We start from the raw sequence: 25,784 nt of genomic DNA on the forward strand, positions 1-25,784 counted from the left end.
TCCAAGGGAGTCCGCTTGGAGGCTCCGGCTTTTATTGTGTCATGATTTTGTTTACGGGCCTGCCGGGTTTTGTAAAAGCTGGCTCGCGGACGGACGCTTTTCTCGAAACATCCTGTAATAGACGAGGGAGGACAAAATATAGAAAACACCTGTCATGCTAAATGTGATGGCATAGCCCCAGTAGTTGCCATAAGTTGTAACCAGATAGGCTTGTACAAGTCCCATACCTGCGGTGCCTAGCATCCAGGTCGTCTGGAGAATGGAGTTGGCAATGCCACGATTTTTATCTGACACACGTTCGACGAGAATGGCGGTTTGCAGCGGATTGGCTGCATTCATTAGCGCTTGCCTGAATAGAAAGCTGATGGAAGCGATCCATAGCACGTTTGTAAAGCCTGTAATGAGAAGGAACGGTAGCGAAAGCAGTTGGAAGCCAACTACAGCTCTGACTAGACCAATTCGGCTGCCGAGGGTAGGTCCGATCAACATGGAGAGGATGGTCATGAGCTGGCCGAGTGCAATCAGTAAACTCATTGCGCTGAGCGATACGGAGAAGCGGTTCGTAAAATACAAATTAAGATACGGGATGACCAGACCTGAACCCAGTCCAAGAAAAAACTGGGCCAGAACAAATTGTCCAATAACCCGGCGATCAGAAGCAGCAGTAGGTGTCTCCGAGGCAGGGATATCGGATGTACTGTGCGGCGTCTGTACTTGTTCTGTTTGAGATGAAGATTCGGCAGGAGCTGGTGCTTCTACGGTTGCCGTAGTTTTTGTGATGAACAATAGAGGAATAAAAGCAGTCAATGTTGCCATTCCTCCAAGGAACAGAGCAACCCGCAGACTGGATAGCGGTGTGATTCCCCACGTCTGCAGCCCATCTGCGAGTACGCCACCCCCGAAGCTGCCCAGGACTTGGGCTGCCAGTACAAGAGCTGAGTAATAGCTGAATATTTTTAAACGTTGGGCTTTGCTTATGCTTTCTGCTAAAAAAGGCACGGCCAGCACCTGAATAAAGGCGGCGAATACACCTGAGATTACGGCAAATACCAACATGCTTCCGCTGGTATCTGTAAAGGTACGGGCGAGAAAGGCCAGGCCGCTGAATAATGCACCGATGACCAGCATATTTTTGCGGCTCGTCCGATCCCCCAAAAATCCGACCGGAATGAACAGCAACGCCGTCGCCAGCGCCTGCATGCTGACCACCCGGCCGTTCATATCATCATCAAAGCCAAGCCCTTGGATATACAGGTTATACAGTACAGAAAACATTCCCGTGCCCATCTGGTACAACAGATTGGCCATAAAAAACAATCGGATATTACGCGGCCACTTTCGGGGCTCTTCTAACATTTTGCTAGTCCATGACACGATGAGTTCCTCCTGTGACGTGTTGCAAATAAGTTAATACTGTTGATATGTATTCTATCAGGAACTGTACATTTCATAAATATTCCTGATCTTCGCTTGTTTTGGGTAATAATAAAGCATGGACTTTACATTGAATTTTCATTATAGTAATTCGGTATGAATAAATTTGAAAGGTAAGCAGGAGGGATGGCTTTGGCTTTTGGAGCACGGGTGTTGAAAACGGGAATTGCAGTGACGCTCGCCCTTTTTCTGAGCACGCTTTTGAACACCCATTCGCCTGTGGGGGCAGCGATAGCCGCTATTTTTGCCATGCAACCGTCGATATATAGGTCGTGGCGTTATTTTCTGGATCAACTCCAAACAAGCACACTAGGTGCAATCATGGCATTGCTGGGCGGAATGGTATTTTCGAATGAGCCGATTGCAGTCGGACTCGTATGTGTATTGGTACTTATGATATGTCTGAAAATAAATATGGCTGATACGGTTGGATTGACACTCGTGACCGTTGTTTCTGTAATGGAAGCCTCAGGGGACTGGAAATTTGCGGTGACCCGCTTTGCGCTCACTTTGATTGGGATTGTGTCTGCTTTTGTCATCAATGTTAGCGTTTTTCCCCCGAAACCGAAAAGGCAGTTTATTAATCAGATTCAAAATGTATTTAACAGCATGTCCTTGCTGCTGCGTACTGCCATTTCCGATGAGATTAAGGAGTCTGTCTTTAAAGAGGAAAAAGGAAATCTAGAGGGAGCCATTAAATCGCTGTCGGACAAATATCATTTGTTCGAGGAAGAGCAGAAGAAGCTCAAGCGCTCCAAGTTTAGTCAAACGAGACAAATGGTAGTATACAAACAAATGCTCGGAAGTTTACACAAAGGATATGAGGTACTGGATGCGGTGGAAAGGCACTACTTCCAGTCTTTACGGCCAAAGGGAACGGATGCTTTTTTTGACAGTCACCTGGAGTTGCTGATTCGTTTTCACGAGCACGCTCTACTGAAATTCGAAAATAAGCTAAAACCGAACGAGGACGAAAGTGAATTGTTCCAGCAGGCGAACGGCGAATTTATGAAGCATGCGATTACACGTTTTGACCATTGTCAGGAAGGAATGCTGCGGCTTTCTATTGTGGCTGCGGCCATGTACGACTACGGTCATCAGCTGGAGAGGTTGAGCAGATTGGCCGATCATATTCATCCTGTGGAAGAGAGCAGATAGGCGAATTTTCTAAAAGAAAAGCGACCGCATTCATCAATCAGATGAACGGTCGCTTTTTTATGTAATGAATTCAAGTATGTCAGAACAGGTTAATAGAAGGTTGCCAGAACGCACAAAAAAAGCCCGCTGGTTGCGAACAGGGACTGAACTTGCTACAATAGAGAATGCTCTGTTTTATGGTAAAACCATATGCATAAATTGTGAGTTACACTTCTTTTTACATTATAGCATGCTTCAAAGGATTAGTCAATTTTCCCGGAGCAGGGGGATGCTGCGGGTATGTCCGGGTCCATAATAGAGCATAGTTTGTACGCAAGGGAGCCCTGCGTGGAGCAGGAGGAAACGGAACAGGAGCGATGCCAGTGACTACTGAACAGCAATGGAATGAAGAACAACGAAGAGTAGAAGATGTGACCGCAGTAATTAGCGGGCGTATTCGGAAGCTAGAGACAGAGGTTGGTTCTGTGCGCGGAGATGTCGTCGATATGCGTAAAGACTTCTGGGATGAGGTAACGATCAATTTCAGTGAGGCGGATGATGTGGGCGAGACGTCCACCAGTTTGCGTCAGCAGTCTGAGATTTTGTCTGAGCGGGAACGAAGACACAAGCATTCCACAGAGGCGTTAGGTCGTTTGAAAAAGTTGCTTGATTCACCGTATTTTGCACGCATTGATTTTGCTGAGGAAGGGCAGACTGCGGAACGTGTTTATCTGGGGATTGCCTCCCTGCTTGATAATCAAGATGAGGAATTTCTGATCTATGACTGGCGCGCGCCTATTTCCAATCTTTATTACGATAACATGCCGGGTCCCGCTTCTTATAAAACTCCGGCAGGGGAGATGGATGGAGAGCTCACGCTTAAGCGTCAATTCTCGATCCGTGATGGACAAATTCGTTTTATGTTCGATACAGGGGTGACGATTGGAGACGAACTTCTTCAAGCCGTATTGAGCCGCAGCTCGGATGCTCAAATGAAAAGTATTGTCGCTACCATTCAAAAGGAGCAGAATCGAATCATCCGTGATGACCGAAGCCGTATGCTTATTGTTCAGGGAGCGGCAGGAAGTGGCAAAACCTCTGCAGCGCTTCAGAGAGTAGCGTATTTGCTGTATAAGTATCGGGATCGCTTGCGAGCGGATCAGGTCGTGTTATTTTCGCCAAACCCGATGTTTAACAGTTATGTTTCGACGGTATTGCCTGAATTGGGTGAGGAAAATATGCTTCAGGCCACGTTTCAGGAATATTTGGAGCGGCGTTTGGGCCGGGAGTTTCAGTTAGAAGATCCCTTTGAACAGCTGGAATATGTGCTTTCAGCGTCGTTACTGCCTGGGTATGAAGCCAGGATGGAAGGTATCCGTTTTAAATCGTCTAAGACGTTCTTACATGTGATTACAGGCTACAAGGCGTATTTGGAGCAGGAGGGCATGCGTTTTAAACCCATCCGCTTTCAGGGACGTGAGGTGGTTTCAGTAGAGCAGATGGCACGCAAGTTTTATGAATTCGACTCTACGGTGCGACTGGCGAATCGATTGGAACTGCTGCGGGATTGGATGCTTAAAGAGCTGGCCCGCTTTGGTAAGGAGGAATGCTCCGCTCCATGGGTGGATCAACAGATGGATCTGATGGAGCCGGAGGATTATCAGCGTGCCTATAACCGTATGCGCCGTAAATCCAAGAATAAGGGCGATACTTTCGACGATTTTGCACGTGAAAGAGAAATATTGGCACGTATGGTGGTCAGTGACCGCTTAAAGCCCTTGCGCAAATGGATTAAGGCGCTTCGCTTCGTAGATACGACCCGGCTCTACAGCGAGCTGTTTATGAACGAGACGCTGTTGAGCCAACTGGCGAATCATGCAGAGCTGCCCGTCAGCTGGGGTGAAATTAGTCGGCAAACCCTGCAACGAATTCAGGCTGGGGAGTTAGCGTATGAGGATGTAACCCCCTTTTTATATTTGCGTGAGCTGATGCTGGGCTTCCGTTCCAATAGCAACATCCGTCACGTGTTTATTGATGAGGCACAGGACTATTCCCCATTCCAACTGGCGTTCTTCAAGCGTTTGTTTCCACAGGCTAAAATGACGGCACTGGGTGATTTTAATCAGGCCATCTATGCCCATGCCTCGGTGCTTCAGGATGCAGAGCCATTGTATGACTTGTATGGTGCAGATCAGACCGAGATGATTTCCCTGACACGCAGCTATCGCTCGACACAGGAGATTGTGGAATTTACCCGGGGGATGGTCGCTGGGGGAGAGCACATTGTACCGTTTAACCGTAAGGGTGAGAAGCCTCTGGTAACCGAGGTGCGTTCACGTGAAAAGTTGCATCAACGGATAGCTGGGAATGTCACTGAATTGTTGGCAGAAGGCTATGAGTCCATCGCGGTGATCTGTAAAAATGCTGACGAAAGCGCGGCAGCCTACGAAGCGCTGGAAGGACAGCTGTCAGTGAAGCCAAAATTAATTAAGAAAACAACCCCCGCTTTTGAAAAGGGGATTCATATCATTCCAGCCTACCTGGCAAAAGGCGTGGAATTCGATGCGGTCCTGATTTATGACGGATCAGCGAAACAATACCAGCGTGAGAGTGAGCGTAAGTTGTTCTACACCGCCTGTACGCGAGCGATGCATTTGCTGCATATTTATAGCATAGGGGAGATTACACCATTCGTGAGTTTACGGGATTCGGATACGTATACCCGCAATGTGGAAGAAAGTGATCGTGTTCTGTAGAGAGGATATTGGCAATCAGCTGGGGACAAATGCCACAGGAACCTTTGCGATGTTTGAATAGATATAGAGTTGGCTGGCATTATGGAGCGTATTCCAGTAACATAAGCAAATAAGCAAAACAGGTAAGAAGCATAAACGGAGGTTACAAACGTAATGGACATGAAGAGTGTATTTCAACGCCCGCCGCTGGCGGAGTGTGTACCCGAGTTAGTAGCTACAGCTAGAGGGGAGCGCAAGGCATCACTGGTGATCCGCGGAGGAACACTGGTCAATGTGGTATCGGGCGAGTTGCTGCCGGGCATGTCTATTGCTGTGCAAGGTTCTCGTATCGCTTACGTCGGTAGGGACGTCAGTCATGCGATTGGTGAAGACACCATAATCATTGAAGCGGATGGCCGCTATATGGCACCGGGGTTACTGGACGGACATTGTCACATCGAAAGCACGCAGCTTACGGTAACTGAGTTTGCTAAGGCTGTACTGCCGCTGGGAGTGACGGGTGGTTTTTTTGACCCGCATGAAATTTCTAATGTACTGGGTCTAAAAGGGCTTCGTCTGATGTTGGACGAAGCCCGTACGACACCGCTGGCAGCTTACATGCAGGTGGCTTCCTGCGTGCCGTCCACAGGCCCGGAGCTGGAAACGACGGGTGCCTCCTTCGGCCCGGTGGAAGTCGCAGAAGCGTTAAGCTGGGGCCCGGATATGATCGGGCTGGGCGAAGTCATGAATTTCCCTGGTGTCGTCTATGGAGACGATGTGATGATCGGGGAAATTCAGGCCACGCTGCGCGCGGGCAAGGTGGCGGATGGCCATTTTACATGGGCCTCCGATGATTGGCGACTGCCGGTCTATGCAGCAGCGGGAATTTCGGGCGACCACGAGTGTGTCACGCCCGAGGATGTAGCTGAGCGTATCCGGCTCGGCATGTATGCCAAGATGCGGCAAGGTTCCGCATGGCATGATGTGGCCGAGACGATCCGCGCCAGCACGGAAATGGGTCTCGACACGCGCCGCATGATGCTGGTAACGGATGACCGCAGCGCAGAATCCTTGCTCCATGAAGGGCAGATGGACTTCGTTGTGCGTCATGCCATTGCACAGGGCGTCAAGCCCGTAACCGCGTTTCAGATGGCTACGCTGAATACGGCAGAGCGCTTCAGCGTGGCACGGGACATCGGCTCGATCATTCCGGGTGCGATTGCCGACATTATTTTGCTTGATGGCCGATTGGCCGAAGTGAATGTGACGGCTACCATCGCAGCGGGCCAGCTGGTGGCCGAGCACGGTCAAATGGTCGCCGATTGGGACGGATTCGTTTATCCTGCGGAAGTAATGGACACGGTCCATCTGGGACGAGAGCTGAGTGCAGCAGATTTCCGCATTGCGGCTCCAGTACAGGAGGGGAACGTACCCGTACGGGTGATTCGTGTTACGGAAAATCACGTGGACACGAAGGAAGTGCGGATGACCGTTCCGGTGCGTGATGGTGAAGTTGCATCAGATCCTGCGCAGGATTTGTGCAAAATCGCCGTTTTCGAGCGACATCATGCCAGTGGCAGTCACGCGGTCGCACTTGTGACAGGTGTCGGCTTCACTGAGCCGGCTGCGATTGCCATGACCGTCGCGCATGATAGTCACAACCTGCTCGTCATTGGTAATGATGACGAGCTCATGACCCAGGCGGCGAAGCAGGCTGTTGGTCTGCGTGGTGGCGTGGTGGTTGTATCCGCCTCGGGTGAGACACGCTTCCCGCTGCCTATTGCCGGGCTGATGTCCCCAGCTCCGTTTGCAGAGGTGGCAGCGCAGTCCGAAAGTATCAGCCGCGCGCTTCAGCAAGCCGGCTGCATGCTGAACAACGCGCTGATGACACTGTCACTGCTCGCACTGGTCGTTATCCCTGAAATCCGTCTGTCGGATCAGGGGCTTGTCGTCATCGGAGCGGATGGCATCCGCAAGGTATCTCTTTTCGTGGAAGAGGATGCTGCGGAAGTCTGATAGAACACGTCGCTGGGGGTTGTCCTGCAGGTCTGTCCAGACCTAAGGGATAACCCCTGTTTTTCATATACGAAGCCATAAAAGTTATCTTCGATTCCTTTATAAAAGTCAAGAAGAGGTGGGCAGATGCATCCCTATTATCGTTCACTAGAAAAAATGGCTCATCATGCCTCGATTATAGAGCAGGATTGGAACCGGTTTGTAGAGCAAACCCGTGTGAAGCATGTTCAGCAGGGAACGGTTCTCATTGAAGCAGGTGAGCTTGTGAAACATGCCTATTTTTGTTCAGAGGGATTATTCCGTTTATTTTATACATTAGCAGATGGCAGAGAATATAATGTCGGTTTTTCGCCAGAAGATGATTACGTAACCTCTTATGGGGCTATGATCCAAGAAGAAGCCTCCACTTTTTCGATTGAGGCAATGGAAGATTCGGTTGTCATTGAAATTCCATATCACGTATTGAAGGAGCTTATGGATACAAGCCATATGTGGGAAAGATTCGTGCGCAAGAGTGTAGAGAGACTTTACATTCGAAAAGAGGAGCGGGAACGCGAATTATTGTACCTCTCCGCTAAGGAACGTTATCACGCTTTTCTCCTAAAATACCCCGGATTGGACAAGCGAGTTGCCCAATATCATATAGCTTCTTACATAGGCGTCTCCCCTGTGTCACTTAGTCGTTTGCTGCGTAGTGATCCGCATTAACCTATGTTAATGCGAATTTGTAGACAAGCAGCGTACAATAACGATACATCATTCAAGCTTCACCAAAAAAAGGAGATAGGCATATGCGTTATATGATGATTGTATTATTGGAATTCTACCCTTCCTGGTTGGCTCTTCCTCGGGAGGAACGTCGAAAACATGCGGGGACCTTGCAGGCTACCATTCAAAAGTATAACGAACAGGTTCAGGTTCGGTTTTTTGATGCAGAAGCATTGCCTGGAAAGGACTACACCGATTTCGTCGTATGCGAAACAGAGGATATGAAGCAATATCACTATATGTGGGAAGAAATTCGCGATTCGGAACCGTATACCAAAGGATACATGAAGATTAAAGATGTAGTGATGGGTATGGAAAATGCATTTCAGTCCTATGAGTCAGAAATGTTACAGATGGAAAAATAACCTTCATTCCGCTTTCTATGTAAAATGAAGAGTTCATCTTATATACGGTTAATAAAGGCGAATTCCTGTGCTGCTTATGTTCAGCTGGGAATTTGCCTTTTATCTTTTGGAGACGAAAAAAGTGTAATAAGAAAAACCACATTATACAGTTGTGTTACTTATAATCTTCAGAAAACCGTTCTTCCCAGCGGTAAACATTAACTGATTAATGGATTTTCTTGCGGTATCGTTAAACAAATACCACTCATCATTCGATACGTCATGAATCAATGTCTCTGGGTAGCCTGTTAAAAGTTCAGGTGGATAAGTGTGAATTAAAGAATACATATCAAAACGAGCTAAGCTTTTCCCTTTTTGGCCTAAGAAATCGTATTGTGCATCTTTATAATAAGATCCAGGTGTGTCAAGAGTTAAGCTCCAAGAATAGTTTTCAGGTGCTTCGACCTTTTCACCTTTGCCTTTTGTGAAAATATTATAAATGGTTTCATTATATGCATTGCCATGAATTTGCTGAACTACGCCGCCCAAAGTCATACGGTATTCCTGTTGCAATGCTTTTACTTGTACACCGTTTATGAACAGTGGTTTAGTATCAACAATCACTGCAAGGTTGCTGTAATTGACATTGCAGCCAAACGTCTCTGCAATAAAACGAAGTGGAACATATATGCGATTGTTTTTCGTGTATGGTTTTACATCAAGCAGTATCTTTTCGCCGTTTTTCTCCGCTGTACTTCTATTTATTGCTAATTTCACTTTCATATCGCTTTTAGCGAGAATAACCTCGGAATTGGACCATTCGACGCTAGCCCCCAAACTTTCACTAACAACACGTAGAGGTACCATTAAACGGTTGTTCTTCATTTCGGGCTTCACATCGGATGTAGCAGTCACACCGTCAACTTTGATTTGATTTTCTGCTGCATAAGTAGTGGATGATGAAATAAATAAAAAGATTGCAAGAAAAACCCAGCAGAATGCTTTGTTCATAAATGATTGCCCCTTTTTTGATTAAATTTGTTGTGAAGTAACTTTTCCCCATATTAAGACGCGATTGGATAAAATTTGTTGTGCTATCTTGTCTGTTAACTTAACGTAACAACCTGTTTGTACTATTATTTAACTTCCGATATTTACCAACGAAAAACTTCTAACCTTCGCGAAGGATTATGTCGATAACATTGAATATTGTTCATAAATTTTATGAAAGCAAATCCTTAGGGGGGGAAGTTAATGAGAAAACAGCTAAAAGTTGCGATTTCTCTAGCATGTTTAATTATGTTTATAGGTTGTTCAGCTTCACCATTATCACAGCAGACGACCAAGATTACACTTTTGAATTCTAAATCTGAAATAAAAACCCAGTTAGAGGAAGTAGCAAAACAATACAATCAAGAGCACCCTGAAGTATCTTTAGAGATTATAACCGCTCCTGAGGGGACGTCTGCATATCAAAAGCTGATGTCGATGTATGGCTCAGGAAGTCCAGCTACCATGTCGATGCTTGATCCAGGCGACACGCAGACATTCTTGGATAAAGCTATTGATTTAAGTAAAGAGAAGTGGGTAGCCGATACGATAGAAAATGGACTTGACACCGTCAAGAAAAATGATGCTGTGCTGGGGTTTCCATTTGCAGTAGAAGGCTACGGATTAATTTACAATAAGAAAGTACTGGACAAAGCAACAGGGGGGGCTTTTGATGTTTCCTCGGTAAAAAGTAGAAGTAGCCTGAATTCATTAATGGCTAAAATTCAGAAGTCGGGAGTAGCACCGGACATGCTTTCACCAATGGACTGGTCTCTCGGCTCTCATCTTTTAGCTCTGTCTTATTCTGTTCAACCTGGGGGCTTTCCGGAGTTTGTTAAAGGTATGCAGAATAACTCCATTGATATGTCCCAGAACAATGTAATGTCTGGATGGGTACAAACTTTAGATCTGCTCAAGGATAACAACATTAATAAGCACTTGCCTTTGGACAGTACGTATGAAGATGGAGCCAAAGCTTTGGGAGAGGGCAAGGTAGGGCTTTGGTTTATGGGCAACTGGGCTTGGAATGGAATAAAGAGCAATGATACGGCAAATGAGGAATACGGTTTCTTGCCTCTTCCGCTAAACGATAATACGGATGATCCTAACAATGCTAAGATCACTGTCGGTGTGACAAAGTATATATTCATCGACTCCACAACTACCACACCTCAGCAGCAAGAGGAAGCAAAGAAGTTTTTGAACTGGCTGGTATATGAAAAATCCGGACAAGAACTTTTGGTTAACAAGGCCAATGTTATACCGGCGTTCAAGAATATTGACATGGTGCCTTCAGATCCTTTGAGTAAATCGATCAAGTCATATATGTCGAGCGGAAAGACGCTGCCGTTCATGGCAACCCTTCCACCTGATCATGGGGGCATCACAGGAGCATCTATCCAAAGCTACATCAGTGGAAAGATAGATAAGGCAGAGCTGTTGCGCCAAATACGTATATATTGGAAAGCTCAGCAGTGATGATACGAGACCAGTCACGGGAGGAAGATAAGGGTGTTTAAATTAACGTTAAAGAAAAAGATAATTAGTGCAGCGCTCATACTGGTGATCGTGCTGTCCCTTTCAAGTGTTATAGGCGTCATTAAGATGTCGGAAATGGGGGAGGCTTCTGATAAGGTAAATAACAGGTCTTTACCTGCAGTCATTCTTCTTCAAGGTATGGATAAGCAGATTACAGAAATCGATAGGCTCACCGTTCGAATGATACTCGAAGAGGATGCAGCCGTCCGCAGCACTTATCAAGAAGAACTAACCAAAGCTACAGCGTCAATGGATAAGAGTGTAAATAAATATCAAAGTTTAGCCTCCACGGCAGAGGAAAAAGAACTATTCACCGACTTTTATGGTCAGTGGGCAATGTATCTCCGCCATCTAAAGGTGGTTTCCGCGGCCATGGAAGAAAACGACAAGGTGATGGCCTACATGATCATCCATGGGAATTCTTCTATTTATAAGGCAGCCTTGGACGATGTGAATAAACTGAAGCTGCTTAATGAGCAGTACGCTACTGATGCCGCTAATCAATCGAGTCAATCTTACCATTCAGGTAGACTTTTGATGATTTCTCTGACTATCATATGTACGATCCTTGGAATTATCGGTTCTTTTTTACTGGCTCAATCGTTCACTAAGCCCATATTAAAGATAGCGGAACAGATAAAGCTGGTAACGAGAGGGGACCTGCAAGTGGAACCCCTTAGTATCCGATCCAAAGATGAGGTCGGGGAGCTGGCATCCGATTTTAATGAAATGTGCGATTCACTTCGCAATCTTTTAAAGGAAGTTGTGGATAATTCCTTACTGGTTGCCTCTACGGCTGAACAGTTAACGGCTAGTGCGGAACAGACAAGCATTGCTACCGAGCAGATAGCTATAAGTGCCACTCAGGTTGCGGAGGGATCTCAGACACAGCTTGTAGACATAGCTGAAACGCTGAATTACACGGTAGACGTTTCTAAAAGTGTAGAGAACATAACCAATCGCTTTGTGAATGTGGCAAATCTCACAACCCAAGCACAAGAAAAAGCAAACAACGGAAAAACCCAAATGTCTTCGACTGTTTCTCAAATAAGAGATGTGCATACCAAGGTAACTCAATCCGCTGAAGTAGTAAATATTCTAGGAGAAAAGTCTGCGGAGATCAGACAGATCACAGCTATGATCCGTGATATAGCAGCTCGAACCAATTTGCTTTCACTAAATGCGAGTATAGAAGCTGCGAGGGCGGGAGAGCAGGGAAAAGGGTTTGCGGTTGTTGCTTTTGAAGTACGCAATCTGTCGGCACAAGCAAGTGAAGCAACAGGCAAGATCTCTTCTCTGGTTAACGAAATTGCCTTAAGAACAGATGAAGTTGTGATTTCAATGAATGAAGGTGTTCAATCTCTGAATGAAGGCATGATGCTTGTCGAAGGCGTAGGTAACGTTTTTTCTGAGATTGTAGGTGCCGTTGAAGAAGTGAGCGGTGAGGTGGACACTGCGGCTGTAGAAGCAAGATCCGTAAATGAAGGGACCGTTTCTATGGTGGAATCGATGAAGAAAATTGCTGAAATCTCCGAACGTGCAGCAGATTCTACTCAAACAGTCGCAAGCGTAGTCGAGGAAACTACTGCATCCATGCAGGAAGTGTCTGCGGGTGCTAACATGCTTGCCAAGAGGGCGGAAGAGATGAATCAGACGGTGTCGGTATTCAAGATTTAAAATAAGCTTCAAATCAACTGGAGTTAAGAGCGGCAGCCTTGGACGAGAAGAAAGTCCTAGACTGCCGCTGTTTTGTTAAGCTTAAACCATTAGATTACGAATGAACTGCTTCAGCTTTTTTGGTTGCTCTTTTCAGATCCTGTTTACGGCGTTCTTCCAGATACCGCTCTCCATTCTTCTTGTCTGCTGTCAGTGTAAAACAGGATAGGATGGTGAATAGACCTGCAATGGAACCCAGAATTACATAAGTAATCGGGAAATTTAATACTTCATACATATGCCCGACAATGGGTGAGAAAATGGAAACCACCAGGGAGCCCATAAACAAATACAGCAGGTACATGGTGGAGGACAAGCGCTGGTCAAAGTTAACGGTAATGTACTTGAAGATGGCTACCAGAATAAGTGGTTTCTCCAGGGAGTGAATCATCTTCATCGCAGCCACCCATATAGAACCGAATGGCAGCGAAGAGCCGATAATACGCAAAGACATAATCGACCCGGCAATAATTAATGCCCATTTGGCGGTCGTTTTGTTCACAAACCAAGGGGTAACGAAAAGGAACACAAATTCCAGAAAAACCTGCACAGCGCTCAAATCGCCAAGGAATTGATTTCCTTCCGCTTTGGAACTGAACTGCGATACGAAGTATGTGGCAAACTGTTGGTCATATACCTCATAAATTTGGGTCACGCCAACCATGAATAGCATAAGAAACCAGAACTTTGTGGTACGTACGAGATGCAGCACATCAATGAGCTTCAACGATTCTGTTTTCTGCTGCTCCTGTCCAGAAATTTCGACTTTGGTCAGGAAGATGCAGATCATGGCAACAACGGCAGATACGGAGGCAATCCAGAAGGTCAGATTTACATTGATATTGATGACCCGTCCCGCAACAAAAGTAGCCGCCGCCCACCCGAGTGAACCCCACATACGAACCCGTCCGTATTCAAAGCCATATTTACGCGAAACTTTGTCCATATACGAATCGACGACACCGTTACCTGCATTAAATACCAGGCCGATAAATAGCGCACCAACAATGGCACCAATGACGAACTGCGTTTGAAGCAATGGACCGTATACATAGATAAAAAAGGGCCCGACGAGCAAAAGGATTGTAAAGAGTATGTACAGCAGGTGTTTTCTCAAGCCCAGCTTGTCAGATAAGTAACCGAACAAAGGCTGCATGATCAAGGCGACGATTGAATTAGCCGCGTATAAAAATCCCGTGTAGGTTTCTGAAATTTCCAGGCTTTGTCCCAGCCAAATGACAAAAAAAGACATGGCGGCAGACCATGTAAATAGATAAGCGAAGTTAAAAATACTCAGAGACCAATAGTTGCGTTTTGCCAAATTCGTCATGTTTAAGCACCCCTTCAATTGTAGCCGCTCAAATTGTATTCAACGTTAATATGCATTGTTGTACTATTAATTGTAAGGATTATTCGCTTGCTTCCATAGGGCATTTTCCCAAGATTTCCTGTGCTTATTACAATCAGTTGATGATTCGATTAAACCGCAGATTATGTAGTAATTTAAAACTTTTACGAGACCTACCGGGTGTGTGTAACTACATCTATGTCTTGTAAGAAATAAGTCCTACGTGTAAAATTCTCTTATAGTTCATTAAGCTCACTAAGTAGGAGGAGAAATATAGGGTAGCCTCATAATTGCAAAAGCAAGGGGATGAAATGATTCATTTTTGCAAGTACAAAGTTACTTGAAACGATGATCGTATATAGAGTAACATACTCTAGGCAATCAGATGCCGTTCTTTGAATGCAACAATTGGCTACGTTCCTATTAACATATAGTATACAAAATTAAAAGAAAACGAATAAAAACAAAATGTTGTGAGTTCGTGGTTGGAGGATTTATTATGTCTAAAAGTGTTTCTACGTCCTTTATTATCATTATAGGATCAATGCTATTTGCCTTATTTTTTGGTGCAGGGAATCTAATCTTTCCACCTATGCTTGGGCAAATGGCCGGAAAGAATGTATGGATAGCCAATGCGGGTTTCTTGGTTACCGGTGTCGGCTTACCATTACTAGCCGTCACAGCCTTTGTTTTTTCGGGCAAAAGCAATTTGCAAACTTTAGCGAGTCGTGTACATCCTGTATTCGGTCTTGTCTTTACAACAATCCTTTATCTAGCCATCGGGCCTTTGTATGCAATTCCTAGAACCGGTAGTGTGTCATTTGAAATTGGAGTAAAGCCTTTTTTTTCAGACAATGTAGATCATCCTGTCGCACTTTTTGCATTTACTATCCTTTTTTTTGCAGTTGCATGTTTGTTGTCACTTAATCCTACAAAAATTATTGATGTCATCGGAAAGTTCCTAACACCCATTAAATTGACATTCATTGGATTACTTGTGATTGTAGCTATTATTCACCCAATAGGAAAATTCCAAGAACCTGCGGAGGGTTATACATCCAATGTCTTTTTTAAAGGCTTTCAAGAGGGTTATTTAACATTGGACGCTCTTGTAGCCTTTATTTTTGGAATTATCATTGTGAATGCGATTAAGGATAGAGGGGTTAATACAAAAAAAGAGCTGATGATCATTTGTGGCAAAGCGATAGCAATTGCGGTTATACTCTTAGCTTTTATCTATACGTCTCTTTCATACATGGGAGCTTCTAGTGTTGAAAAACTGGGCATTTTAGGAAATGGCGCTGAGGTGTTAGCTAAGGTTTCCTCCTATTATTTTGGATCTTATGGATCTATTCTATTAGGCTTAATGATTACAGTAGCGTGTTTAACGACAAGTGTGGGGCTTATCACTTCCTGCTCTTCCTTTTTTCATGGATTATTTCCAAAAGTCTCTTACAAAAGAGTCGCTCTCATGTTATCTATATTTAGTATCCTTGTAGCCAACATAGGTTTAACACAGCTCATTAAGGTTTCAACGCCAGTATTAATGGCAATATATCCTATTGCTATTTCTCTAATATTTTTAACTTTTTTACATCCCGTATTTAAAGGAAAGTCAGAAGTATATCAAGGCAGTTTGATATTAACCTTTATCATTAGTTTATTTGATGGCTTAAATGCTGCTGGAATAAAAATTAATGTAATTAATGATTTTTTCACCCATTTTCTCCCATTATATAATGTAGGGTTAGGGTGGTTAATTCCCTCTGTTTTAGGAGGTGTAGCTGGCTACATATTTACTAAATTAAGAGGAAGAAAAATAATTTTAGTACTTATGAAGCCCAAAAAAAACAAATAATTTATCCTATGCATATCAGTCTGTTATATAAGGGACAGCAAGCGCCTGATCTGCTTCGTGCTGCTTACGGTACTGCGAAGGGGTCAGGCCTTTCCATTTTTTAAAGGTCGCAATAAAGTAGCTTAGATTGTCAAATCCAACATCCAGCGCAATATCAACCACTTTTCGATCACTTTGCTCCAACAACCTGCAAGCCTTTTGAATCCGATGATAGTTGATATATTCTACCGGGCTTTTCTGAACCATCTGCTTAAAAAAACGGCAGAAATGTCCCTCGCTCATTCCAATCTCATCTGCGATTTCCCGTAAACGTATAGGCTCATGAGCATGACTGTTGATATACGCCAACGCTTTTTTGATCCGTTCAACTTTGTTGCGCTGACCCGCCATAATCACATCCTCTCCGTTAGCGGGAGTCATGTGTGGGTACAGGCAGGCGATCATGCTATAGAGCTGTGCCTTGGTCGCCAGTTCACGGGCAGGCGCATTCTTTTCATGGCTGGTGATAATGTATCGCAATGCAGCCAGCACCTCTTGCTCCCAGAGCTGCACGCCGCGAATGTGGGGGGGAGGGACAAGCTTTTTACTGATAAATGGGTCAATAAACTGCGTCTGCACCGTATCCTGCGTGCGGCTGTGCAGTATGTCGGGGTGAAACACCACCGCAGAAAATACACAGCGAGGACTTTTTTGTAAATAACCGGCGTGAAGCTCGCCACTGTTTACAAAAAGGGCTTCACCTTCGCTAACCTCCGTATAGACCATATCCGTCTGAAATACAGCGGTCCCTTGTTCCACTACGATAAACTCCATTTCCTCATGCCAATGGGACTCCAATATACTATTTCCGTTCAATTGCTCTACGCTCGGATATACGCTGACTGGATACATGGGATTGCCGTGAATGCGGTTTTCTCGTAACATTTCCCTTTGCATTTCAATGATTCCTTTCGGCAAACTGATTTATATAGAAAACATCAAAATATTGATACAATACGTCAAAATAAAAGAAGTAAACCCTTACATAAATCAATATTATTATAGTGAGGATTTCGAAAAAATCCAACAAGCGATTTGGAATCAAGAATATAAAGATTGAGACGGAGGAAGGAACAGATGAAATTTACAGATGGCTATTGGTTGGTTCGCAAGGGCTATGAAATACAAAATCCTGCTGAAATCCGTGATATCGTGACGGACGATGCTTCCATGACGGTATATGCAGCAACCCACCGGATCGAGCATAAAGGAGATACACTGAACGGAGCGTTGCTGAAAGCGACCTACAGCTCACCTATGCCGAATGTCATTCGGGTACGTCTAAACCACCATAAGGGACGGGTGCATCAGGGACCGGATTTTGAAATTCACACCTTGCCAACAGAGGTAGGCATTACGGTGGATGAGGACGCAGCGGTACTGAAAAGCGGCGATCTGAGTGTGCGAGTCGGTCGTGGAAAGAGCTGGGACGTAGGCTTTTATGTCGAGGATCGCAGAGTCACAGGTAGCGGACATCGGGGACCAGGCTATATTACAGACCCGCAGGATCAGCCTTTTTTTCGGGAACAGCTGGAGCTGGGCATCGGTGAGTACGTATACGGACTCGGAGAGCGTTTCACTCCGTTCGTAAAAAATGGCCAAGTGGTCGATATCTGGAATGAAGATGGCGGGACCAGCAGTGAGCAGGCCTATAAAAACATTCCATTTTATCTATCTAATAAAGGGTATGGTGTGTTCGTCAACCATCCGGAAAAGGTATCCTATGAGATTGCATCGGAAAATGTATCAAAGGTTCAGTTTAGCGTCTCCGGCGAATCGTTAGAGTATTTTATTATTGGAGGAGCTAACCCTAAAGAGGTACTGGACAATTACACCAAGCTGACGGGTAAGCCTGCATTACCACCAGCCTGGACTTTTGGTTTGTGGCTGACCACTTCGTTCACAACAGATTACGATGAAGCCACAGTGAATCATTTTGTGGACGGGATGGCTGAGCGAGATCTGCCACTCTCGGTATTCCATTTTGACTGCTTCTGGATGAAGGAATACCAATGGTGCGATTTCCAGTGGGATCAAGACATGTTCCCAGACCCGGAAGGCATGCTGCAAAGATTGAAGGCAAAGGGGCTCAAAATTTGTGCATGGATCAATCCGTATATTGCTGAGAAATCCATTTTGTTTGATGAAGGCATGGAGAATGGTTATCTGGTCAAAACCGCCGATGGTGGCGTGTGGCAATGGGATATGTGGCAGGCGGGGATGGGGCTGGTTGACTTCACGAATCCGGCTGCAGTCGCCTGGTACCAGGATAAGCTGAAGGTGTTAGTAGATCAGGGGGTAGATTGCTTCAAAACTGATTTTGGCGAGCGCATCCCTACCCATGTGGTATATCATGACGGATCTGATCCGATGAAAATGCATAACTATTATACGCATTTGTACAACAAGGCTGTATTTGATGTGCTGGAGGAAAAGCTGGGTAAAAATGAAGCCGCGTTATTTGCACGTTCCGCTACAGCCGGGGGGCAACAGTTCCCGGTTCACTGGGGAGGAGACTGCTCGTCGACGTATGAGTCGATGGCGGAATCCTTACGAGGCGGTTTGTCGCTTGGTTTGAGCGGCTTCGGCTTCTGGAGCCATGATATTAGCGGCTTTGAGTTAACGGCTGCGCCGGACGTATACAAACGGTGGGTACAATTTGGACTTCTGTCCTCCCATAGCCGTCTGCACGGAAACGAATCCTATCGCGTGCCTTGGCTATTTGACGAAGAATCAGTGGATGTGGTGCGTAGCTTTACAAAACTCAAATGCTCGCTAATGCCATACCTGTATCCTTCTGCTGTGGAATCCTCGGTAAAGGGACTGCCGATGATGCGGGCTATGGTATTGGAATTCCCGCAGGACCCAACCTGTGCAACACTGGATCTGCAATACATGCTGGGGGATTCCATTTTGGTAGCCCCAATCTTTAATAAAGAAGGCAATGTACAGTATTATGTACCAGAAGGTCAGTGGACAAATTTACTTACGAATGAGAGAGTGTCAGGTGGTCGTTGGGTCAACGAGCATCATGATTTTACAACTTTGCCTGTGCTCGTGAAGCCGAACACACTGTTGGCAACCGGTCATGAGGACAGTCGTCCGGATTATGATTATGCTGATCAAGTGGCGCTTCATTTGTTTGAGCTTGGTGAGGGGCAACAGGCTCGAACGGTTATCGTGAATACGTCAGGTGAAGAAGAGTTAACGGTTATTGCCAGCCGCAAGGATTCTGTCATTACAGTGAAGGCAGAAGGTGCTGTTAAACCATGGTCGATCGTCCTGCGCGGTATCCACGAGGTTGTTCAAGTGGAGCAAGGCAGCAGCCAGTCGGGAGAACAGGGTGTAATTATTACACCAGCTTCCAGTGGACAGCAAGAGCTTACGATTCACTTGGGCTAGGTAAGGCGCTAGAAAGTGGATGAAGTATGTCACAATGTAGCGATTATATGTAAAGAAAGGGCTTGCTTGATCCAACAGGCAAGCCCTTTTTGATGCAGATTTTTGATAGAATCAGTTGCAACTTTTAGCATTGGTTATCTACTCCTATCCATTCTGCTGGAGTAGTAGCGGTACAATATACTGCCGGAAAATATCCACAGGAGTCCGTTTCTTTTTGAATTTATCGGCGGTAACGACAACAACCATGTCATACGACGGGACGACAACAATATATTGCCCACCAAAGCCGAGAGCGTAAAAATAGTCCGTTTCACTTCCTGTATCTGTTCCATCTGAAAAGGAAGAAGTCCACCAGTGCCATCCGTAAAATGCTTTTTGTGGTTTGGCAGCAGGGAGAAACGGACGGGTTGAATATCGAACCGTCTCTGCTTGGATGATCTGCCGTCCTTCCCAGCCTCCTTCATTCAGGTAAAGCTGCCCGAATTTGAGCATGTCCATTGGCCTGAGATGCAGTCCGAAGCCTCCCGTATGAGTGCCCTGAGGATCGGTTTCCCAATGGTAGCTTTCGATACCGAGCGGTTGGAATAATTGCTGTTCGGCAAATTCAGCAACTGTTTGTCCAGAAACATGACGTAGTATGGTGGCCAAAAGTTGAGAACAGCCAGAACTGTACTCCATTCGCGTGCCTGGCACATCCGATAATGGCTGTGAAAGTACAAATTGCACCCAGTCTGACGTTTTGCTCATGGTAGGAAAAGAGTTTTGTCCGCCAAACTCCGTCCAGTTAAAGCCTGCGGACATCGTCAGCAGATGTTCAATCGTAATATCATGGTTTCGAGAATCACTATCTGTGGCCAACTGGGGAAAGAATTCGAGGATCGGCGTCTCCGGTTTCGGTCCCTGTTGCTGGTTCATAGCGATACTAACTAATGCAGAAATCACGCTTTTGGTGCAGGAATTTATTTTATAGAGTTCGTTAGCAATTTGAGGTTCACGATAGTAATTCAAGATCATGTTACCCTGCTGCTCAATAAGGCAGCTGCGGGTTTCCAACTCGTTAAGCACGTGAATAAGCGGTTTGAGCTCCAGACTGTTCATGCAGATCCTCCTTGAGGCTTATGCTATACCAATACATAGTATATCATTTAAATAGTCTGAAATTCGAAGAGTACAAACTGAAAACAGTTCATTTACCTAATTTTGAATTTTTTTGTTTTTTGATATTAAAAAAGATATATATGTTCACTGAATAGACATAAATATATTTAAAAATCTATACACTATTTTCTATTTCATTCAAAAAAACAATCGAATAAAACGATATATAGTAAGTTGGACATTTTATTCAGAAATAACTGGGGGACCGATTCATGAATTTAACGATTAAGGCCAAAATGATTCTTAGCGCGATACTGATCCCGAGTGTGATTGCAGCAATGCTGCTGACCAATTACATTTTAAGCGTACATAGTGAGAATGAGTACAAGGATATTATGAATCGTGAAGAGGCTATTGCGTATAACTCGAAGTCTCTTCAATTTTTGTTAAACGGCATATCTAATGATGAGCGGGCATATTTGCTAACTCGTGACGAACAGTATGGGAAAGAGATCGGAAACAAGCAAAGTGAAGTTGCAAAGTTGCTACAGGAGACAGAAGCTCTGCTTAGTACAGGCAATGAGGATTCTAGTAAAAAGATGACTGATCTCAAGACGGGGATTAATACCTATATGAATCAAGTTCATCGTTTACTGACTACAGCGGGGTATCAGAGTACAAGAGATGACGCTTTCCCGCCATTTTCTGATTTGCTCGATGATTTTGAAAACGAACGGGTGTTGCGCAAGCAACTTGATACCAAGGTAGTAGCCTTCGTCAAAGCTCAAGAGGATATGGTGACGGTGAAAGTACAGCAAGCGCACCAAACGATGACGAATACATCCTTGATTACGAGTATTGTAGGGCTTCTGGTTATCATTTACAGTATTTTTCAATCCATCGTTCTGATTCGTTCAATTCGTCCATTACACCATATGAATGAGCAACTGTTGGAAATGTCTGAAGGTGGGGGAGATTTGCGTAGCCGACTGGATATTACGTCCAAAGACGAAATCGGTATGATTGCAAGCTCCTACAACAAGCTTATTGAGGGATTCCGCAGTATTATAGTGGATGCTCAGGATACGGCGCGTACATTAACCGTAACCGCAGAACGGGTTAGCGTAAGTACAGAGGAAATGAATCAGGCCAATCGTCATACTTCCGGTGTAATGGAAGAATTAGCGGCTGGTATGGAGCATCAGGTCGACGATATTACACAAACTACAGATACTGTGAAAGAGCTTGCCCACGAACTGGAGCATATTGCAGCTACGAGCCAGCAGGTATATGAGTTGTCTGATACAGCCGCTAAAGATGCAGAAGCAGGGGAACAATCTATAGGTCAGGCTATGCGTCAGATGGAGAAGGTAAGCGAAAGTGTAGACAGCTCTGCACGTGCTGTACGTTCACTTAGTGAACAGGCCGAACAGATTGGCATGATTGGAGCTGTTATTACTGGAATTGCTAAACAGACAGGAATGCTGGCGCTCAACGCGTCGATTGAAGCGGCAAGAGCCGGAGAGCAGGGCAAAGGATTTGCAGTTGTAGCCTCTGAGGTAAGAAGATTGGCCGAGCAGGTATCGGTTTCAGCAGCAGAAATCACACAATTTGTGCAAAATATTCAGGAGCATGTTGGAAATGTCGCTTCCAGTATGCAGACAGGGACGGTTGAAGTGCAGTCTGGCGTAAAGGTCATGCAATCCGCAGAAACCGCATTTCGTCAGATTGGAAGTTCCATTCAACAGGTCAGCGAACAGATTCACAGTGTAAACCGGTCCGTAGAACAAATGTCCGGCGGATCAGAGCGAATGGTGGAAGCAGTAGAACGTATTCGTGAAGTAGCAGAGCAGTCGGCAGGGGGAACCCAGAGCGTCAGTGCGGCGGCAGAAGAGCAACTGGCTTCCATGGAGGAAATTGCATCATCTATTCATACACTGGCGGATATGTCGCAGCTACTAAATGCAAGGGTCGGTGGATTTAAAGTGTAGCCGTATAAATCCCCACCAATGTAAACACAATAACATCTGTAGAACAAATCTGAACAGCTGTGTTATTACTTTTGCAAAGGTGGTAACGGGATGCAACAAAATAAGGGGAATCTGCTTGCGTTAGGTTCCATCCCGCTGATGATGACGCTGGGTAATTCCATGCTGATTCCTGTGTTACCGGAAATCGGACGTAAGCTACATGTAAGCTCTTTTCGGATTAGCATGTTGATTACAGTATATGCGGTGGTGGCCATTTTACTGATACCGATTGCGGGCTATCTCTCCGACCGATTTGGCCGTAAGGCGGTGATTGTTCCCTGTCTGATTCTGACGGTGATTGGTGGGGGGATTTCTGCAGCGGGAGCATGGCTGCTTCACGATTCGGCAGCATACTGGACCATTATTGCAGGCCGTCTACTTCAGGGTGCGGGAGCGGCAGGGGCTTTTCCTATAGTCATTCCGCTTGTGGGTGATCTGTACGAGAATGAGGATGAGGCCAGTAAGAACCTGGGGGTCGTCGAGACTTACAACACATTTGGCAAAGTGCTAAGTCCGATACTCGGTGCCGCATTGGGAGCTGTTCTATGGTTTTTGCCACTGGCCGTAATTCCAGGCCTCTGTCTGATTTCGCTCATTTTGGTGCTTTGGCTGATCCATGTGCCTAAGCGTAAGAACCAACCGATTATGTTTCGGGAGTTTGTGGGAAATGTGAAGCGGGTGCTTGCCGAAAAAGGACGTTGGCTCTATGCTATTTTCGCTATGGGCGGCATTTGTATGTTTGTCATTTTTGGCGTCTTGTTCTACTTATCCGACATCTTGGAAAGTCGTTACAACCTCCATGGAGTGTGGAAAGGTTTTGTGTTAGCCATTCCGCTGATTTCCCTCTGTCTGTGTTCTTATGTAGGAGGCAAGATCATCGGCAAGCACAAAAAGCGTATGAAGTGGATCGGTTTCAGTGGTTTGGCCATATTGACGATCAGCTTTGCCATTCTCGGATTTATCCAAAATATTTATGCGGTGATCGGACTGTTTACGTTAGGGGGCGGCGGAATTGGGCTTGCGCTGCCTTGTTTGGATTCTCTCATTACAAAGGGAATTGAAAAAGAGGAACGCGGAACCATTACTGCCCTGTATAGCAGCATGCGCTTTGTCGGGGTGTCACTAGGCCCTCCGGTTGTATCCTTGCTGCTGGGCAGCAGTGGACATGGTCTGCTCTTTGGCGTGATGGCCGCAGTGGGAGGCATTGCAGCTCTGCTGATGCTGTTTGCGGTCAGACCCAAGCAGGATGAACCCACAGATGACAAATCCACGGACCGTATGAGTGTAAATGAGGAGCAAACAAGCGTGTCCCGGGAAAAGCCTCGTTCTCCCAAGCTAAGACGCAAAACTCCTGCGAAATAAATGAAAAAGCACCCATTGTCCATGAAACCATGGCAACGGGTGTTTTTGATAACTAAGCAAGTAAGAGCTAATGTTCATTTGTAAAATATAGTCTACCCTTCTAGAGGGAGATGCGTCTTAGGCTTGCGGCTCACAACGATTTGTATGACATAGATTAGTAAGAACAGTACAACAAACAGCGAGGAAAGACGGTACATCCACGCATAATCACTTGCTTTGGCGATAATGCCAAGTATAAGCGCTCCGGCTGCAACCCCGAAATCGAGGGAATTGAGAAACATACCGTTTGCCATGCCCCTCTGTTTAGGAGACACGACCTGAATCATCCAGGTTTGGAGGGTCGGCTGCATGACACCAAACCCGATACCGTAGCAAAGAGCAGACATATACATGAAGACATCACTGTGTGCGTAGGAAAGCAGGATCAGACCGCCAATTAAAAACAGGGAGCCAGGGATGAGCAGTGCTTTTGCCCCTTTTTTGTCATAAATACGGCCCGAGAAGGGACGCACGATCAGCACGGATACCGCATTAAACAGGAAAAAGTAGGCCGGATGTGCCAGATTTGCTTCATCCCCGTAAAGCGCCATAAAGCCGAGTAATCCACCATATGTGATAGACATCAGCATGTTCAACAAGGCGGGAACCCACAATTTACGGTTAAATGCCGGTTTTCGCCCTTCTTCCAAAGGAACCATAGGTGGTTCGATGTGCCCTTTGGGTAGTGTACGAATCAGCCAGTAAGCCAACGGGAATATCACAACAATTACAGCTGCTGTCGTATAGGCAAGCAGGTTGAAACTCCCGTATTGAAGCATCGAAATGCCGATGGTCGGCCCAATCGACATCGCTAGACTAGTGGACAGACTAAAGAAGCCCATTCCTTCACCGAGACGTTTGGGCGGGATGACGTCAGAGGCCATCGTTGGAAAGGCCGTGCTACTCATACCGAAGCCAATCCCAAATAACATCCGCATGAGCAGAAGCACTGTAATCGTTGGCGAAACACTGTACCCCAGCGTTCCTGCCAATGCAAACAGCAGTCCCACGAAGATCAGGGTACTGCGATGTCCCTTTTCCAGCATACGGGCTGAAAAGAGTCGTGCTGCAATCGCACTTAAAGCGAATAAGGTGGTAACGAGACTCACCTGAACGGAACTAGCGTGGAATGTATTTTTCACATAAGAAGGAATGGAAGATAGGATCATCTGTAATTCCAGAAACAAAAATAAATTGGAAACCGTAAGAACGATAAATTCCTTGGTCCAAAGAGGTTGCTTGCCTTGTTGCATATTAATCGTTCTCTCCTTGTTTTTCTGATTCGGTCATGTTGGCGTGAATTTGTAAAAGAGTCCGGCGGAATTGCTTCAGATCGGCCGAGGAAATTCCTTTTACAAAATCGTGATTGGTATCAAGTTCGACAGGAAGAGTCTTCTCCACAAGCTGTCGGCCTGTTTCAGTCAGATGAAGCAAATAGGCCCGACGATCCTGTGGGCTATTTACACGCCGTACCCAGCCCTTCTTGTCCAACAAATCAATAATTCGAGTCGTGGTAGGCTGGTCCTTCACGGCCTTAGCTGCAATTTCTTTCTGATTTAAACCCTCAGCCTGATAGATTTGGAACAGAACCGACCATTGCTCTGGGGAAATATCATAAGGTTTGAGGCGCTGCAAGAGCTGCTGACTCATTTTGCGGTGAGTAATCCCGAGCAACATCCCAATGGAACAATCGGGAGGCAAGTTATTCATAGGTACTCCTTTCTGTTTCCCGTACATAAATTACTTTGAAATTAATTAGTTGTTATAACAATTATATGAACAACAAGTTATTTTGTCAAAAAAAGTTGTTCAGCGTTTTGGGTTCTGCTATCACTACAGCAAAAAAACAGCCCGTAAAATACGGGCTCA

General features: G+C 45.5%; 18 protein-coding genes. 11 read left to right on the forward strand and 7 right to left on the reverse strand.

Annotated elements, in window-relative coordinates; translation table 11 throughout:
* Positions 1–51 precede the first annotated feature (51 nt).
* Complete coding sequence (locus MLD56_RS09385; protein ID WP_049816954.1) at positions 52–1,356, reverse strand: MFS transporter; 1,305 nt, start codon at positions 1,354–1,356, stop codon at positions 52–54.
* 204 nt (positions 1,357–1,560) lie between these two features.
* Between MLD56_RS09385 and MLD56_RS09390 the strand changes: the two genes are divergently transcribed.
* From MLD56_RS09390 to MLD56_RS09410, 5 genes are all read left to right on the forward strand, one after another.
* Complete coding sequence (locus MLD56_RS09390) at positions 1,561–2,592, forward strand: FUSC family protein (RefSeq protein WP_175405266.1); 1,032 nt, start codon at positions 1,561–1,563, stop codon at positions 2,590–2,592.
* 356 nt (positions 2,593–2,948) lie between these two features.
* Positions 2,949–5,327, forward strand: coding sequence for an RNA polymerase recycling motor HelD (gene helD / locus MLD56_RS09395; protein WP_239645170.1), 2,379 nt, complete (start codon positions 2,949–2,951; stop codon positions 5,325–5,327).
* A 153-nt stretch (positions 5,328–5,480) separates the two neighbouring features.
* Positions 5,481–7,322, forward strand: a complete 1,842-nt coding sequence (locus tag MLD56_RS09400; RefSeq protein ID WP_029516773.1) for an adenine deaminase — start codon at positions 5,481–5,483, stop codon at positions 7,320–7,322.
* 126 nt (positions 7,323–7,448) lie between these two features.
* The gene (locus tag MLD56_RS09405; protein WP_029516774.1) at positions 7,449–8,030 is read left to right on the forward strand and encodes a Crp/Fnr family transcriptional regulator; all 582 of its coding nucleotides are present in this window, start codon (positions 7,449–7,451) and stop codon (positions 8,028–8,030) included.
* Positions 8,031–8,113: 83 nt separating this feature from the next.
* The gene (locus MLD56_RS09410) at positions 8,114–8,455 is read left to right on the forward strand and encodes a darcynin family protein (protein ID WP_029516775.1); all 342 of its coding nucleotides are present in this window, start codon (positions 8,114–8,116) and stop codon (positions 8,453–8,455) included.
* A gap of 141 nt (positions 8,456–8,596) precedes the next feature.
* Here the strand turns inward: MLD56_RS09410 and MLD56_RS09415 are convergent, their stop codons facing one another.
* Entirely contained in the window at positions 8,597–9,445 is an 849-nt protein-coding gene (locus MLD56_RS09415; RefSeq protein WP_029516776.1) for a copper amine oxidase N-terminal domain-containing protein, read from the reverse strand.
* A gap of 243 nt (positions 9,446–9,688) precedes the next feature.
* On the opposite strand from MLD56_RS09415, the gene MLD56_RS09420 reads away from it, so the two are divergent.
* Both MLD56_RS09420 and MLD56_RS09425 read left to right on the forward strand, forming a co-directional pair.
* Positions 9,689–10,963 carry an ABC transporter substrate-binding protein gene (locus MLD56_RS09420; protein ID WP_029516777.1) on the forward strand — a complete coding sequence of 425 codons (1,275 nt, stop codon included), beginning with the start codon at positions 9,689–9,691 and terminating at the stop codon, positions 10,961–10,963.
* 33 nt (positions 10,964–10,996) lie between these two features.
* The gene (locus tag MLD56_RS09425) at positions 10,997–12,700 is read left to right on the forward strand and encodes a methyl-accepting chemotaxis protein (RefSeq protein ID WP_029516778.1); all 1,704 of its coding nucleotides are present in this window, start codon (positions 10,997–10,999) and stop codon (positions 12,698–12,700) included.
* 94 nt (positions 12,701–12,794) lie between these two features.
* Here the strand turns inward: MLD56_RS09425 and MLD56_RS09430 are convergent, their stop codons facing one another.
* Positions 12,795–14,069: an oligosaccharide MFS transporter gene (locus tag MLD56_RS09430; protein ID WP_029516779.1), complete on the reverse strand. Its 1,275-nt coding sequence runs from the start codon at positions 14,067–14,069 to the stop codon at positions 12,795–12,797.
* 517 nt (positions 14,070–14,586) lie between these two features.
* Here MLD56_RS09430 and brnQ point away from each other — a divergent pair.
* Positions 14,587–15,945 (forward strand): branched-chain amino acid transport system II carrier protein, encoded by a 1,359-nt coding sequence (gene brnQ, locus MLD56_RS09435; RefSeq protein ID WP_029516780.1) that lies wholly within the window; start codon positions 14,587–14,589, stop codon positions 15,943–15,945.
* 15 nt (positions 15,946–15,960) lie between these two features.
* Here the strand turns inward: brnQ and MLD56_RS09440 are convergent, their stop codons facing one another.
* Positions 15,961–16,881 carry an AraC family transcriptional regulator gene (locus tag MLD56_RS09440; RefSeq protein ID WP_029516781.1) on the reverse strand — a complete coding sequence of 307 codons (921 nt, stop codon included), beginning with the start codon at positions 16,879–16,881 and terminating at the stop codon, positions 15,961–15,963.
* A gap of 180 nt (positions 16,882–17,061) precedes the next feature.
* Here MLD56_RS09440 and yicI point away from each other — a divergent pair, with 180 nt between their 5' ends.
* Positions 17,062–19,386 (forward strand): alpha-xylosidase, encoded by a 2,325-nt coding sequence (gene yicI / locus MLD56_RS09445; RefSeq protein WP_241113499.1) that lies wholly within the window; start codon positions 17,062–17,064, stop codon positions 19,384–19,386.
* 144 nt (positions 19,387–19,530) lie between these two features.
* Here yicI and MLD56_RS09450 read toward each other — a convergent pair whose 3' ends face one another.
* Positions 19,531–20,484: a serine hydrolase domain-containing protein gene (locus MLD56_RS09450; RefSeq protein ID WP_029516783.1), complete on the reverse strand. Its 954-nt coding sequence runs from the start codon at positions 20,482–20,484 to the stop codon at positions 19,531–19,533.
* 272 nt (positions 20,485–20,756) lie between these two features.
* Here MLD56_RS09450 and MLD56_RS09455 point away from each other — a divergent pair, with 272 nt between their 5' ends.
* Positions 20,757–22,475: a methyl-accepting chemotaxis protein gene (locus tag MLD56_RS09455; RefSeq protein WP_029516784.1), complete on the forward strand. Its 1,719-nt coding sequence runs from the start codon at positions 20,757–20,759 to the stop codon at positions 22,473–22,475.
* A 90-nt stretch (positions 22,476–22,565) separates the two neighbouring features.
* Positions 22,566–23,876: an MFS transporter gene (locus MLD56_RS09460; RefSeq protein WP_029516785.1), complete on the forward strand. Its 1,311-nt coding sequence runs from the start codon at positions 22,566–22,568 to the stop codon at positions 23,874–23,876.
* A gap of 92 nt (positions 23,877–23,968) precedes the next feature.
* On the opposite strand, the gene MLD56_RS09465 is transcribed toward MLD56_RS09460, so the two are convergent.
* Complete coding sequence (locus tag MLD56_RS09465) at positions 23,969–25,168, reverse strand: MFS transporter (RefSeq protein WP_029516786.1); 1,200 nt, start codon at positions 25,166–25,168, stop codon at positions 23,969–23,971.
* A 1-nt stretch (position 25,169) separates the two neighbouring features.
* Entirely contained in the window at positions 25,170–25,625 is a 456-nt protein-coding gene (locus MLD56_RS09470; protein WP_029516787.1) for a MarR family winged helix-turn-helix transcriptional regulator, read from the reverse strand.
* Positions 25,626–25,784 lie beyond the last annotated feature (159 nt).

Origin of the sequence: Paenibacillus peoriae, assembly GCF_022531965.1 — a bacterium.
Lineage (GTDB): Bacteria > Bacillota > Bacilli > Paenibacillales > Paenibacillaceae > Paenibacillus > Paenibacillus polymyxa_D.